This is a genomic window from Neisseria sp. HMSC078H04, assembly GCF_001838135.1.
Taxonomy (GTDB): domain Bacteria; phylum Pseudomonadota; class Gammaproteobacteria; order Burkholderiales; family Neisseriaceae; genus Neisseria.
The window spans coordinates 96,359-107,996 of record NZ_KV835850.1; the positions used below are offsets into that span (position 1 = coordinate 96,359).

General features: G+C 46.2%; 14 protein-coding genes and 1 tRNA gene. 8 read left to right on the forward strand and 7 right to left on the reverse strand.

The window, feature by feature from the left end; all coding sequences use genetic code 11:
• The first annotated feature begins 289 nt into the window (after positions 1-289).
• Positions 290-1,111: a posphoenolpyruvate synthetase regulatory kinase/phosphorylase PpsR gene (locus tag HMPREF2560_RS08125; RefSeq protein ID WP_070588146.1), complete on the forward strand. Its 822-nt coding sequence runs from the start codon at positions 290-292 to the stop codon at positions 1,109-1,111.
• Positions 1,112-1,166: 55 nt separating this feature from the next.
• On the opposite strand, the gene dcd is transcribed toward HMPREF2560_RS08125, so the two are convergent.
• From dcd to rdgC, 4 genes are all read right to left on the reverse strand, one after another.
• On the reverse strand, positions 1,167-1,733 hold the full coding sequence (gene dcd / locus HMPREF2560_RS08130) for a dCTP deaminase (protein ID WP_003680541.1): 567 nt from the start codon (positions 1,731-1,733) through the stop codon (positions 1,167-1,169).
• 125 nt (positions 1,734-1,858) lie between these two features.
• Complete coding sequence (locus tag HMPREF2560_RS08135) at positions 1,859-2,290, reverse strand: MORN repeat-containing protein (protein WP_070607516.1); 432 nt, start codon at positions 2,288-2,290, stop codon at positions 1,859-1,861.
• A 22-nt stretch (positions 2,291-2,312) separates the two neighbouring features.
• The gene (locus HMPREF2560_RS08140) at positions 2,313-3,095 is read right to left on the reverse strand and encodes an ADP-ribosylglycohydrolase family protein (protein WP_070607513.1); all 783 of its coding nucleotides are present in this window, start codon (positions 3,093-3,095) and stop codon (positions 2,313-2,315) included.
• A 77-nt stretch (positions 3,096-3,172) separates the two neighbouring features.
• Positions 3,173-4,072, reverse strand: a complete 900-nt coding sequence (rdgC, locus tag HMPREF2560_RS08145) for a recombination-associated protein RdgC (RefSeq protein WP_070607509.1) — start codon at positions 4,070-4,072, stop codon at positions 3,173-3,175.
• 133 nt (positions 4,073-4,205) lie between these two features.
• Here rdgC and HMPREF2560_RS08150 point away from each other — a divergent pair.
• Together HMPREF2560_RS08150 and serS are read left to right on the forward strand one after the other, a co-directional pair.
• Positions 4,206-4,281, forward strand: a tRNA-Glu gene (locus HMPREF2560_RS08150).
• Between the two features lie 124 nt (positions 4,282-4,405).
• Positions 4,406-5,701: a serine--tRNA ligase gene (serS, locus tag HMPREF2560_RS08155; protein ID WP_070607506.1), complete on the forward strand. Its 1,296-nt coding sequence runs from the start codon at positions 4,406-4,408 to the stop codon at positions 5,699-5,701.
• Between the two features lie 65 nt (positions 5,702-5,766).
• On the opposite strand, the gene HMPREF2560_RS08160 is transcribed toward serS, so the two are convergent.
• The 3 genes from HMPREF2560_RS08160 to HMPREF2560_RS08170 all read right to left on the reverse strand — a co-directional run bounded on the left by HMPREF2560_RS08160 (position 5,767) and on the right by HMPREF2560_RS08170 (position 7,276).
• Positions 5,767-6,006, reverse strand: coding sequence for a putative hemolysin (locus tag HMPREF2560_RS08160; protein ID WP_070607501.1), 240 nt, complete (start codon positions 6,004-6,006; stop codon positions 5,767-5,769).
• A 129-nt stretch (positions 6,007-6,135) separates the two neighbouring features.
• Entirely contained in the window at positions 6,136-6,948 is an 813-nt protein-coding gene (locus HMPREF2560_RS08165) for a basic amino acid ABC transporter substrate-binding protein (protein WP_003747411.1), read from the reverse strand.
• Positions 6,949-7,024: 76 nt separating this feature from the next.
• The gene (locus HMPREF2560_RS08170) at positions 7,025-7,276 is read right to left on the reverse strand and encodes an NGO1151 family protein (RefSeq protein WP_003680526.1); all 252 of its coding nucleotides are present in this window, start codon (positions 7,274-7,276) and stop codon (positions 7,025-7,027) included.
• 162 nt (positions 7,277-7,438) lie between these two features.
• Between HMPREF2560_RS08170 and HMPREF2560_RS08175 the strand changes: the two genes are divergently transcribed.
• The 5 genes from HMPREF2560_RS08175 to HMPREF2560_RS08195 all read left to right on the forward strand — a co-directional run bounded on the left by HMPREF2560_RS08175 (position 7,439) and on the right by HMPREF2560_RS08195 (position 11,589).
• Entirely contained in the window at positions 7,439-8,239 is an 801-nt protein-coding gene (locus HMPREF2560_RS08175) for a hypothetical protein (RefSeq protein WP_070607498.1), read from the forward strand.
• 121 nt (positions 8,240-8,360) lie between these two features.
• Positions 8,361-8,921: a DUF3465 domain-containing protein gene (locus HMPREF2560_RS08180; RefSeq protein WP_070607496.1), complete on the forward strand. Its 561-nt coding sequence runs from the start codon at positions 8,361-8,363 to the stop codon at positions 8,919-8,921.
• 143 nt (positions 8,922-9,064) lie between these two features.
• A complete protein-coding gene (gene metZ, locus HMPREF2560_RS08185; protein WP_070607492.1) occupies positions 9,065-10,234 on the forward strand; it encodes an O-succinylhomoserine sulfhydrylase in 1,170 nt (389 codons plus the stop codon).
• Between the two features lie 89 nt (positions 10,235-10,323).
• A complete protein-coding gene (locus HMPREF2560_RS08190; RefSeq protein ID WP_003747401.1) occupies positions 10,324-10,530 on the forward strand; it encodes a DUF2788 domain-containing protein in 207 nt (68 codons plus the stop codon).
• A gap of 654 nt (positions 10,531-11,184) precedes the next feature.
• Positions 11,185-11,589: a hypothetical protein gene (locus HMPREF2560_RS08195; RefSeq protein WP_070607490.1), complete on the forward strand. Its 405-nt coding sequence runs from the start codon at positions 11,185-11,187 to the stop codon at positions 11,587-11,589.
• Positions 11,590-11,638 lie beyond the last annotated feature (49 nt).

The window sequence follows — 11,638 nt, forward strand, 5'->3', positions numbered from 1 at the left end:
GCTTTTCAGACGTGTAGCCTTCTGAAATGTGAATATCAGATTCATGTTTTTACGTGTTATCTTCTTGTTAAATATGGAAAACAAAATAAGTTAATAAATTTGATAAACAAGATTTATTTTGCAATTTTAGAATAAAATTCTACAAAATAGAAAAAAATAAAATTTTGTGCCAATTTAAAAATTGTTCAAATTTGTTGTAATCCTGTGTAATCTGTCGGGAATCGCTTTATTGCAAAGGCTGTAACTGCTATGATTGCCGTCTGAAACGTTACCCTCAAGAGGATTCATTATGACTGATCCACGCCAAGTCTTCTATATTTCCGACCGAACTGGCCTGACCGCTGAAAATATCGGTGAAGCCTTGCTGAACCAATTTGGCAATGTTGAGTTCAAACGCCATACCTATCCGTTTATCGATACGCCTGAAAAAGCGCGTGCTGTTGTAGACAAAGTCAACCAGTCAGCTGAAAAATTCGGCGTGCGCCCGATTGCTTTTGTCAGTGTGGTCAATGACGAAATCCGTGAAATCATCAAGAAAGCCAATGCGTTCCATATTAATTTCTTTGAAACCTTTCTCGGTCTTTTGGAAAAGGAACTCAATACGGAGGCGGTTGCCGCCCGGCAGGGGCACCACAGTATCGGCAATACCCAACGCTATGATGCGCGTATGGAGGCGGTCAATTTTTCACTGAATCATGATGACGGTGTCAGCGATAAAAACCTGCAGGAAGCGGATGTGATTTTGATGGGCGTGTCCCGTTCGGGCAAAACGCCGACCTGTCTCTATCTGGCCCTGCAATACGGTATCCGCGCCGCAAACTATCCATTGATTCCCGATGATTTGGAATCGACCGATTTGCCGCGTATGGTCAAACCTTATAAAGACAAGCTGTTCGGTTTGACCATTCAGCCTGAGCGTCTGCAGGCTATCCGTCATGAGCGCCGTCCTAATTCGACCTATGCCAAAATCGATACTTGCCGCAGTGAGATTGCCGATGCGCAAAATATGTTCAAACGCCACGGAGTACCGTTTACCAATACAACGGATAAATCAGTGGAAGAACTCGCCGTTCATATCTTGCAGGCTTGTAAGCTGAAACGCCGTTTCTAAATGAAATGATAAAAGGCCGTCTGAAACTTCAGACGGCCTTTTTTTATTTTGTATATTAAGTCTTAGGCAAGGTAACACCGGTTTGCCCCATGTATTTGCCGTTGCGGTCTTTGTATGAAGTTTCGCAGACTTCATCGCTTTCAAAGAACAAGACTTGAGCTACTCCTTCGCCTGCATAGATTTTGGCAGGCAGGGGGGTGGTGTTGGAAAACTCAAGCGTAACGTAGCCTTCCCACTCAGGCTCGAACGGGGTAACGTTGACAATGATGCCGCAGCGTGCGTAAGTGGATTTACCTAAGCAGACGGTCAGGACGTTGCGCGGGATGCGGAAATATTCGACTGTGCGCGCCAAAGCAAAGGAGTTGGGCGGAATGATGCAGCAGTCGTCTTCGACGGTTACGAAGTTTTTCGGGTCGAAATTTTTTGGATCGACGATGGTGCTGTTGATGTTGGTGAAGATTTTAAATTCATTGGCACAACGGATGTCGTAGCCGTAGCTGGATGTGCCGTAGGAAATGATGCGTTGACCGTTGGCCTCTTTGATTTGGTTGGGCTCGAACGGCTCAATCATGCCGTGTTCTTCGGCCATGCGGCGTATCCATTTGTCGGATTTAATGCTCATGGTGGTTGTCCTGGGGTAAGGGTTGTTTGGAAATTCTTTAAAATCAACACAACAGCCTTTAGGCGGGCTTGTTAATTGATGTTTCAGACGGCCTAAAAGCTGGATAAGGCCGTCTGAAAGGCTGTTTATTTGGTTTTGGAAGCAGATTTCTTAGGCAGTTTGACTTCTTTAATCATACCGTCTTCGCATTTCATGATGAAGACTGGTGTGCCGTTTTGGGAGGCGGTAAAGTTTCCGTGCGCCCTGCCTTTTTTGAACACGCCCTCCAGCGTCATATTGCGTAATTTGGCGCTGTTGGAGGAGAAAGGTTCGATAAAGGTTTCGCTGTTGCTGGAAACAGTATATACGCCTTTGCCGTCGAATTTGCCGTCTTTAAAGGCTCCGACATAGCTGCGGCCGTCTTGGCATTTCCATGTACCTTTGCCGGACGGTTTGCCGTCTTTGCCGACATCGCCATCATAAGCACAACCTTTTTCCTGATAAGGATTGATGGTTTCGGCAATGGCAGGCGTACCCAGCATTAAGGCGATAGGGAGTAGGGCGAGGTATTTCATCATTCATTCCTTTTTGCAGGCGGTTTCAGACGGCCTGATATTGGGATTCAAAAGTCAGCAGGGTTTCAGCAATACGGCGTGGCAATATGGCTAAAGCGTGTTCGCGCATGGCGGTAGGGATACCGTAGTAGGCTTCGGCAATACTGCCGGTAATGGCTGCCAAGGTATCGCTGTCTCCGCCCAGGGAAACTGCCAGTCGGATGGCGTGTTCAAAATCATCGCTTTCAAGAAAGGCGGTAACTGCTTGAGGTACGGTTTCCTGACAGCTTTCGTTGAAATGATAATGCGGGCGGATTTGGTCGCAACTTTGGCTCAAGTTGTAGCCGAATTGTCGTGTAATGTTTTCTTTGATTTGCGCTTTGCCCATACCAGTACGCGCCCAAAAGATGGCGGCGGCTACGGCTTGTGCACCTTTAATGCCTTCCGGGTGGTTGTGCGTTACGATAGCGGATTGTTCGGAAAAATGCAGGGTTTCTTCCAATGTGGCAAATGCCCAACCAACGGCCGAAACACGCATGGCCGAGCCGTTGCCCCAGCTATTATAAGGTTCTGGATCTTTCCATTCTATCCATTGTGAGAAGCGGCCGCCATATGCGCCTTTCGGACAGGGATATGCCCTACACCAGCCTTGCAAAATAGAGGCCAAATTATCGTTGCAGCCTTGTAAAACCCAATCGGCAATGGCAACAGTGCAAATCGTGTCATCGGTAAAGTCGCTGTCGGGGCTGAAAATGTCAAAATCGGTGTGACGGTAGTTGTCAAACTCGAATCGTGATCCGGCAATATCGCCAATGACTGCGCCCAACATCATGACATCCTTTCTGATACTTCATTTATATTTCAGACGGCCTTTGATATTTCCCAATCAAAAGGCCGTCTGAAAAATTATTCTTGCCAGCCGCCCAAATAAGAAACCAGTTCTTCCAGCATGGTGCTGATGGCTTCGGTCATCAGTATTTGCGAGGCAAAGGCGAGGCTGGCGGCATCGTCGCCGTTGCTTTCCGCTTCTTCTTGCAAAACGTCCAGATACTGGATGCGTTTGAGCGTGAAGTCTTGAGTGAGGATGAACGCGATTTGTTCGCGCCATACCAAGCCAAGTTGGGTAACGGTTTTGCCGTTTTTGACGTGTTGTACCACTTCATCGGCAGTCAGGTCTTGTTTGGAAACTTTGACGACCGGAACAACATCGCCTATGCCTTTGAGTTCGCAATCGCTGTCCAATTCAAAACCGCCCTCACAGTGTCCTTGCAGTAGCCAGCTGGTCATCAGGGAGGAGGGCGATTGTTTGGTGTTGGGCAGGGCTGCTTCCAAACCGCCCAACGCCTCGCGCAGTTTGGTCAGGATATTTTCCGCTTTGGCAGAGGCGGCATTGTTGACCAAAAGATACCCGTGGCGCGTGTCGAAAATCGCCTGTGTGCGGCTGCTGCGCGTAAAGGCACGGGGCAGCAGGTCGTCAGTAATCTGTTCTTTCAGCTCTTGTTTTTCCTTGCGGCCGACATTACGCGCTTCGTTGTTTTGAATTTCCAAAACTTTTTCATCCAAAATATCGCGAATCACGCCGGCAGGCAGGACTTTTTCTTCTTTTTTCAAAGCAACGCGCCAAGTGTAATCGGCAGGGAAAACCAGCTCGGGCGAAAAGGAAACCGGCGTGGCAAAGCCTTCGCTAAACCAGTCCAAACCCTGACAATGGGCAAATTCGGATTGCGCCAATTTGTCGGCAAGGACTTCCAATTCGGGCAACTTGTCTTTGTTGAGCGGATAAAAACTGATTTGCTTAAACCACATGGCGAGTTTTCCTTTTTATTAAAACCGGCATTATACAGGGAAAATAACATACGGAAATCGGCAACATCTTTAAAAATGCAGTAAAGGCGTTGACAGAAGAAAAGGCTTTCTGTATAGTTCGCGCTTCGGTTACGCGCCCATCGTCTAGAGGCCTAGGACACTGCCCTTTCACGGCGGCAACCGGGGTTCGAATCCCCGTGGGCGTGCCAAAATTCTAAAAAACGCTCCTGCTTTTTGCAGGGGCGTTTTTTGTTTTCAGACGGCCTGCCGCTGTGAAAATATCTTTAAATTGGTTTACAATAATGCCATTCCGAATCTTAACGAGAGAAAACAATGTTAGACATCCAATTGCTCCGCAGCAATACCGCCGCAGTCGCCGAACGTTTGGCCGCACGCGGTTATGAGTTTGATACCGCGCGTTTCAACGCTTTGGAAGAGCAACGCAAAGCCGTTCAAGTGAAAACAGAAGAGTTGCAGGCTTCACGAAACAGTATTTCCAAACAAATCGGCGCGTTGAAAGGTCAAGGCAAACACGAAGAGGCTCAAGCTGCGATGGATCAGGTTGCCCAAATCAAAGTGGATTTGGAGCAGGCTGCCGCTGATTTGGATGCGGTTCAGAAAGAATTGGATGCATGGTTGTTGACCATTCCGAACCTGCCGCACGAAAGTGTTCCTGCCGGTAAAGATGAAACGGAAAACGTTGAAGTCCGCAAAGTCGGCACGCCGCGCGAATTTGACTTTGAAATCAAAGACCATGTTGATTTGGGCGAGCCTTTGGGTTTGGATTTTGAAGGCGGTGCGAAACTGTCTGGCGCGCGCTTTACCGTGATGAAAGGCCAAATCGCCCGTCTGCATCGCGCTTTGGCTCAGTTCATGCTGGATACGCACACGCTGAAACACGGCTACACCGAGCATTACACGCCCTACATCGTGGACGACACCACCCTGCAAGGCACAGGCCAACTGCCTAAATTTGCAGAAGATTTGTTCCATGTTACCCGCGGCGGTGACGAGAGCAAGAAAACGCAATATCTGATTCCGACCGCCGAAGTAACGCTGACCAATACCGTTGCCGACAGCATCGTGGCCGGCAACGATTTGCCGTTGAAATTAACTGCGCATTCCCCATGTTTCCGCTCCGAAGCGGGCGCATACGGTAAAGACGTGCGCGGTTTGATTCGCCAACACCAATTCGACAAAGTGGAAATGGTGCAAATCGTTCATCCGGAAAAATCATACGAAGCACTGGAAGAAATGGTTGGCCATGCTGAAAATATTTTGAAAGCGTTGGAACTGCCATACCGCGTGATCACTTTGTGTACCGGCGACATGGGTTTCGGCGCAACTAAAACCTACGACTTGGAAGTTTGGGTTCCTGCGCAAAACACTTACCGCGAAATTTCCAGCTGTTCCAACTGCGAAGATTTCCAAGCTCGCCGCATGAAAGCGCGTTTCAAAGATGAAAACGGTAAAAACCGTTTGGTGCATACTTTGAACGGCTCAGGCTTGGCAGTCGGCCGTACTTTGGTGGCGGTATTGGAAAACCATCAAAATGCCGATGGCAGCATTAATGTTCCTACTGCGTTGCAACCGTATATGGGCGGCGTGACCAAATTGGAAGTAAAATAATCGTTGTTTAAATAAAAAGGCCGTCTGAAACTTGGGTTCAGACGGCCTTTTCTATGATTGAGCAATTATTTGTTGTGCTGACGGAAATATTCCCATTCTTCAACGACTTTATCGTCAGGCAAGTGGCACACGCCGTATTCGCCACCATCTTTGTCTTTTTTGATTTCGGATTTGCCGCCTTGTTTGACGCAGAATTCAGAAGCCGGATTGGCCACGCCGACCTTAGGAGATTCTTGTTTTTCAGAAGCGGAGCAGGCGGCCAAAGCGGTTGCGGCAGCGAGACTGAGGATAAGGGGTTTGATCATGGCGTGTCTTTCATTTGAAGGATAAAAACAAGCGGATTATAGGGGATGCTTGCGTTTAATGGCGTTAACCAGATTAAAGGCCGTCTGAAAACTTTTCAGACGGCCTTGAGTTTAAGAAGTCAAACCGGATTATTTGGCTGCTTCGGCTTTTTCTGCTTTTTCGCCTTCTTTAGCAAAGTATTTGGCGTAAATTTTGTCGTATTCGCCACTTTCGCGTACTTTTTTCAGCGCATCGTTCAACATTTTGATGGTGGCTTCGTCGCCTTTGCGTGCAGCGATACCGTAGTTTTCGATGGTGAAGTCAGGCAGGGAGATGAAATCCAGGCCTTTGGTCGGGTTGTTTTTCACATAGTTTGCAATAACCGCGCTGTCGCTGACGACGGAATCCAAACCGCCGTTTTCCAATTCTTTGATAATCAGGGGAACGCTTTCAAAGCGGGCGATTTTCGGATTGTCGTTGCCCAAGAGTTTGGAAACGGAGAAGTCCCCGGTGTAGCCGGTTACCACGCCGACTTTGGCCATGTTTTTCAGGTCTTCGGAAGAAGCCACTTTTTTGCCTTTTGGAACGAGGACGACTTGGGTGATTTCAAAGTATGGGTCGCTGAAGAGCATGCTTTGTTTGCGGTCGTCAGTGATGGTTACGCCGGACATTACGATGTCCACATCGCCGTTGTTCAGCGAAGGGAAGAGGCTTTCCCATGGCTGGTGTTTGAATTCGACTTTGAAGTTGCCGGCTTTGGCCATGGCATTCATCAAATCTACGTCAAAACCTTCCACTTTGCCGGCAGAATCCAAAGATTCAAATGGGGCAAACTCGGCGTTAGAGCCGACACGGTACACTTTATCGGCAGGAGCAGAGGCATTGTTGCTTTGACCGCCGCAGGCAGTCAGGGCAAGGGCGGAACAAGCGAGGGCAGTGGCCAGCCATTTTTTCATGTTCATGATATGTGCTTTCTTAATAAAATGTTAACGGATAAAATCTTAGTTTAGCATAATTTTGTGAACAAACTAGCTGAAATTAGTGGTCTTTTTCTCGGAAAAATGCGTAGGTTACGTCATGGAAGAGGTCGGTGTGCGGACTGTCTTCGTAGCTCAATTCCGCCAACGCGTCTTCAAAGGCAAGCTGGATGGATTCTACGGCATCGTTGGCCATGTCGGAGGGCAGGGAGCGGATAAGGCCTTTGAGTGCGGTAGCGAGGACGTGGTTTTGCATACGCAAAGCGTCGTTGGCCTCTTCCAGATATTCGAGGCGTTGTTCGATGCTGCTCATGATGTATCCTTGAGTATTAAATAAAATAGTGATTATATAGCGAATTAATATTAAAATGTGACGCTTGCGCCGGCTTGCCGGATATGTCCAACCATCGGCCGTATTTCAAGTGATTTTAGGTTTGAATGCGGTTCACAATAAAAATGAAAAAACGAGATTATTATGGAAAACAACCGTCTTGACCCCACAGCCCTCGAGGAAGAAGACCTGAATTGGGAAAAACGTTTGGAAAGATTGCGTCAGGCACGACAATTCAATACCGCGCCGACCCATGCGCCATTAGTCAAAAAATCGGAAGAGGCTGTCGATGTTGCGCCCAAAACCGCGTCTAAAAAAGAATATAAATTAGATGCGGATAATCGTGAAAAAGTATTGGAAGAATATTTGTACCGCTGGCAATTGGAACACAATACTGCCCTTGCAGACGATGGCGAAGCAGTGGAAACCGATGCAATGGTGGTTTTGCAGGATAACTGGTTGAGCGCGCAATCGGCATTGCAGGCCGCGGCTTCAGAGCGTCATATCGAATCAACGCACACTGTCAGACTGAATCCGAAATCAGGTGCCGTAGATTTTGATGCGCCTGAAGTGGAAGAAACTGAAAAAACGGAAAATGATGATGCGGAAGCGGCTGAAGAGGCGGTTTCAGACGGCATTGAACAAGAACCGGCCATCAATGTCCATATCAATGTATTGAACCCTCAAGCAATTGGCCGTCGGCAAGTATTCTGCGTTTCTGAAAAAGATTTGACCGAGCGTCTGATTAAGCGTTTGCGTCCCCATGTGGCTGATGCGGTCAACGGCATGATTCGGATTGCCGTGCAAAAACAAATGGCCTTGTTCACTTACCAGTTGCAGCAAATGCTGAACGAGCAGGCGCCGGGCTTGGTGGAGGATGTATTGGAACACAACGTCAAACGTATTTTGGACGATATGAAAACTGAAATGAAATACCGCCGTTGAGTATCCGGGCCGTCTGAAAAGTTTCAGACGGCCTTCGGAGTAAAATTCCCTTAAAATTTTACGAAGCGTGTATAATAGCGGCTCACGTTTTCGTGATAAATATCCTTTCTAAATAGTTGATATGCCCGATGCAGAATCGGGCATTTTTTTTGAGATTGTTATGAATAAAAATAAAATCATTGTATTGCTGATTGCTTTGGTTGCCGTATTTGCCTATAACAAAATGCAAAACAAGCAGCCGGTACAATCGCAGAATCAGCAGAAAATAGAAGCCGTTCAAAAACAAAATAATTCGGGTAGAAAAAACGCCGATACGGCTCAGCAGCAAATCGGTTCGGACAAAGAATCAGCCGAAGCGGTTTTGAAACAGGCGTTTGAAAACGAACAAAGCGATATTCAGGTTGAGGGCGAGGGCACGGTATGGAAAACCCTGCCGGATGATAACAAAGGCACGCGCCACCAACGCTTTATCTTGAAGCTCTCCAGCGGCCAGACGCTTTTGGTGGCGCATAATATCGATTTGGCCGATAAAATCAAAGGCTTGAAAAAAGGTGATAAAGTAGCGTTTTACGGCGAATACGAATGGTCGGAGCAGGGCGGCGTTATCCATTGGACGCATCATGATCCGGCAGGCCGTCATGAAGACGGCTGGTTGAAACACGATGGCCGCCTTTATCAGTAAAAACGGTTTTCCTGTTTTTTCAAACGGCCCGAAACACGGCCTTCGGCTTGAAAGATGGTAGAAATCGGCGCAAAATGTTAACAAGTTAAACAGACGGAAAATATTATTCCGTCCATTGGAATACACAGTAGATTGGAGAATAAATGAACAAAAAACTTCATCCGCAAACGCTGGCCATCCGGGGCGGCAAAGAGCAGACCGAATATCGCGAACACAATCAGGCGCTGTTTTTGACCAGCAGCTTCATGTGGGAAAGCGCGCAACATGCGGCAGATTTGTTTTCCAAAAAAATTAAAGGCTTTACCTATACCCGTACAGCCAATCCGACTACTGCCGCTTTTGAAAAACGCATTGCTGCATTGGAAGGTGCAGAGCGCGCGGTAGCCACTTCGACCGGTATGTCTGCAATTCAGGCGGCGTTTTTTACCTTCTTGCAAGCAGGCGACCACGTTGTTTCCAGCCGCAGCCTGTTTGGCACGACCGTCGGTTTCATCAACAACATCGTTACCAAGTTCGGCATCGAGGTCAGCCATGTGTCGCCAACCGATTTGAACGAATGGAAAGCTGCGGTTAAAGACAATACCAAATTGCTGTTTTTGGAAACCCCGTCCAATCCATTGGGCGAAGTTGCCGACTTGGAAGCGTTGGCAGAACTGGCACACAGCATCGGCGCGCTTTTGGTGGTGGACAACAGCCTCTTGTCGCCAGCCGGTTCGCAGCCTTTGAAACACGGTGCGGATATTTCCGTGTCTTCCGCAACCAAAGCGATTGACGGTCACGGCCGCGTGATGGGCGGCATGTTGGCCGGTTCGGAAGAATTGATGACGCAAGTTGCCATATATTGCAACTCTTGCGGTTTGGCGATGTCTCCGTTTAACGCATGGCAGTTGTTGAGCGGTGTAGAAACCTTGTCGCTGCGTATGGAAAAACAGTTTGACAATGCGTTAAAAATCGCCCAATGGCTACAACAACAGCCGCAAGTCCAAGCCGTGTACTACACCGGTTTGCCCGACCATCCGCAGGCAGAGCTTATCCGCAAACAGCAAAACGGCGGCGGTATCGTCATCGGCTTTGAAGTCGCCGACCAAGAAGCCGCATGGAAAGTCGTGGACGGCGTGGAGCTTTTCTCCCGTACTGCCAACCTCGGCGATGTGCGCTCGACCATCACCCATCCGTGGACAACCACGCACGGCCGGATGCAGCCTGAAGAAAAACTCGCCGCCAATATCCGCCCGGGCTTGATCCGCCTCTCTGTCGGTTTGGAACACATCGACGATTTGATTGATGATTTGCAACAAGCATTGAACAAATAATCTAAAAACAAATTTCAGGCGGCCTTAAAATTTAATAGGCCGTCTGAAAGCAATCAAACACACATCTTAAGAATAAAAGGAAAAAAATAATGTCTGAAGCAGAATTCGCCTCGTGGGCAATGAAAATCCTCCTCACCGGCCTGATTATCTTTTTGGGATTTATCGTTTGGAACTTGGGTAAAGAATCCAAAGCCGGCAAATTCGGCATTGCCATGCTCTTCTTGGTTTTGGGCTTGGGTGTGTTTGGATTCGTATTTAAAGAATTGCTGATTAGCTTTTTGGTATTGCCGAAGTAAGCATTACCTTGATGGATAAGACAAGGCCGTCTGAAAATGTCCAGACGGCCTTGTTCTGTTTTTTAACATTTAAATTGCTCTATCATTCCTTTTTCGTTTATCTTTAATATAACCTATTTTTGAAATAGTTAGTTGGCAGTTATTTCTTCTTTCGAAGGTAATTAAATTCATGTTATATTTAAGTTTTTATTAATTTCTATTTGGGAGCTATTGATTATATAAAGGGTAGCGTTGTGGATTAATTCTTTTGTGAGGAGAAATATGAATTTGAGAAAAATATATTTACATGTTATAATTTCATTCCATTGGGAACTTTTATGAAGTTGATCAGAAAGTGATAAATCATGGCCTTATACATTAAGTAAGGGATATTGTGTTATTACACATCCGGTTGAATGGTGGGGTACTGTTCAAAAGGCTGATGAAAATCCAGATATACGTCGTAATGCAACTTGTGAGAAACAACATATTATTCAACAACAGTCAAGTTATTCATATTTAGATAATAAAGATAAAGCTAATACAGTTTTTTGGGCTGAATCATATCATTCTAGAACTGATAGATGGAATGATAAACCTTGGGAAAATAAACATCCTTTTTGGAGTAATGCAGGTTTCACAAAGGATGCCTCTAGAGGGTTGTATGAAGCTTATATGTTAGGAACATGGGGATTATCATATTCAATATTTAAACATGATTATAATGGTGCGGATAGTAGTTTAATTATTTTTGATAATGATGGTATCTCTAATGTGTTATATTCATTTTCTTATATTATTAATTTACCACAGAAATATATTAATCAATGGGTATATATTTTAGATAAGGAACGTTATAGTTTATCAATTGATTTAGTATTGGCTATTCCTATTTTAATATTTGAAATTGTTTTAGCTATGGTTATGGGAGGTATAGGGTTTATAACAGGATTAATTTTAAACCCAATTGATACAATAATGGCTATACCTGGTGGCATTGTTTATGCAATAGATACTTCCATTACAGCTGTTTGGAATACAGTTTTGGGATTGTTTAGATTGGTTACAGTATTTTTCTAGTTACTTATTTATATGATTAAAGGCCGTCTGAAAATGTTCAGACGGCCTT

What these genes read in the sequence shown, in the direction of transcription:
- HMPREF2560_RS08195 (WP_070607490.1), top strand. Translation starts at nt 11,185, where the DNA reads ATGTTAGGAACATGGGGATTATCATATTCAATATTTAAACATGATTAT.
- HMPREF2560_RS08140 (WP_070607513.1), bottom strand. Translation starts at nt 3,095, where the DNA reads ATGTTGGGCGCAGTCATTGGCGATATTGCCGGATCACGATTCGAGTTT.
- rdgC (WP_070607509.1), bottom strand. Translation starts at nt 4,072, where the DNA reads ATGTGGTTTAAGCAAATCAGTTTTTATCCGCTCAACAAAGACAAGTTG.
- serS (WP_070607506.1), top strand. Translation starts at nt 4,406, where the DNA reads ATGTTAGACATCCAATTGCTCCGCAGCAATACCGCCGCAGTCGCCGAA.
- HMPREF2560_RS08170 (WP_003680526.1), bottom strand. Translation starts at nt 7,276, where the DNA reads ATGAGCAGCATCGAACAACGCCTCGAATATCTGGAAGAGGCCAACGAC.
- HMPREF2560_RS08175 (WP_070607498.1), top strand. Translation starts at nt 7,439, where the DNA reads ATGGAAAACAACCGTCTTGACCCCACAGCCCTCGAGGAAGAAGACCTG.
- HMPREF2560_RS08135 (WP_070607516.1), bottom strand. Translation starts at nt 2,290, where the DNA reads ATGATGAAATACCTCGCCCTACTCCCTATCGCCTTAATGCTGGGTACG.
- HMPREF2560_RS08160 (WP_070607501.1), bottom strand. Translation starts at nt 6,006, where the DNA reads ATGATCAAACCCCTTATCCTCAGTCTCGCTGCCGCAACCGCTTTGGCC.
- HMPREF2560_RS08180 (WP_070607496.1), top strand. Translation starts at nt 8,361, where the DNA reads ATGCCCGATGCAGAATCGGGCATTTTTTTTGAGATTGTTATGAATAAA.
- HMPREF2560_RS08190 (WP_003747401.1), top strand. Translation starts at nt 10,324, where the DNA reads ATGTCTGAAGCAGAATTCGCCTCGTGGGCAATGAAAATCCTCCTCACC.
- metZ (WP_070607492.1), top strand. Translation starts at nt 9,065, where the DNA reads ATGAACAAAAAACTTCATCCGCAAACGCTGGCCATCCGGGGCGGCAAA.
- HMPREF2560_RS08165 (WP_003747411.1), bottom strand. Translation starts at nt 6,948, where the DNA reads ATGAACATGAAAAAATGGCTGGCCACTGCCCTCGCTTGTTCCGCCCTT.
- HMPREF2560_RS08125 (WP_070588146.1), top strand. Translation starts at nt 290, where the DNA reads ATGACTGATCCACGCCAAGTCTTCTATATTTCCGACCGAACTGGCCTG.
- dcd (WP_003680541.1), bottom strand. Translation starts at nt 1,733, where the DNA reads ATGAGCATTAAATCCGACAAATGGATACGCCGCATGGCCGAAGAACAC.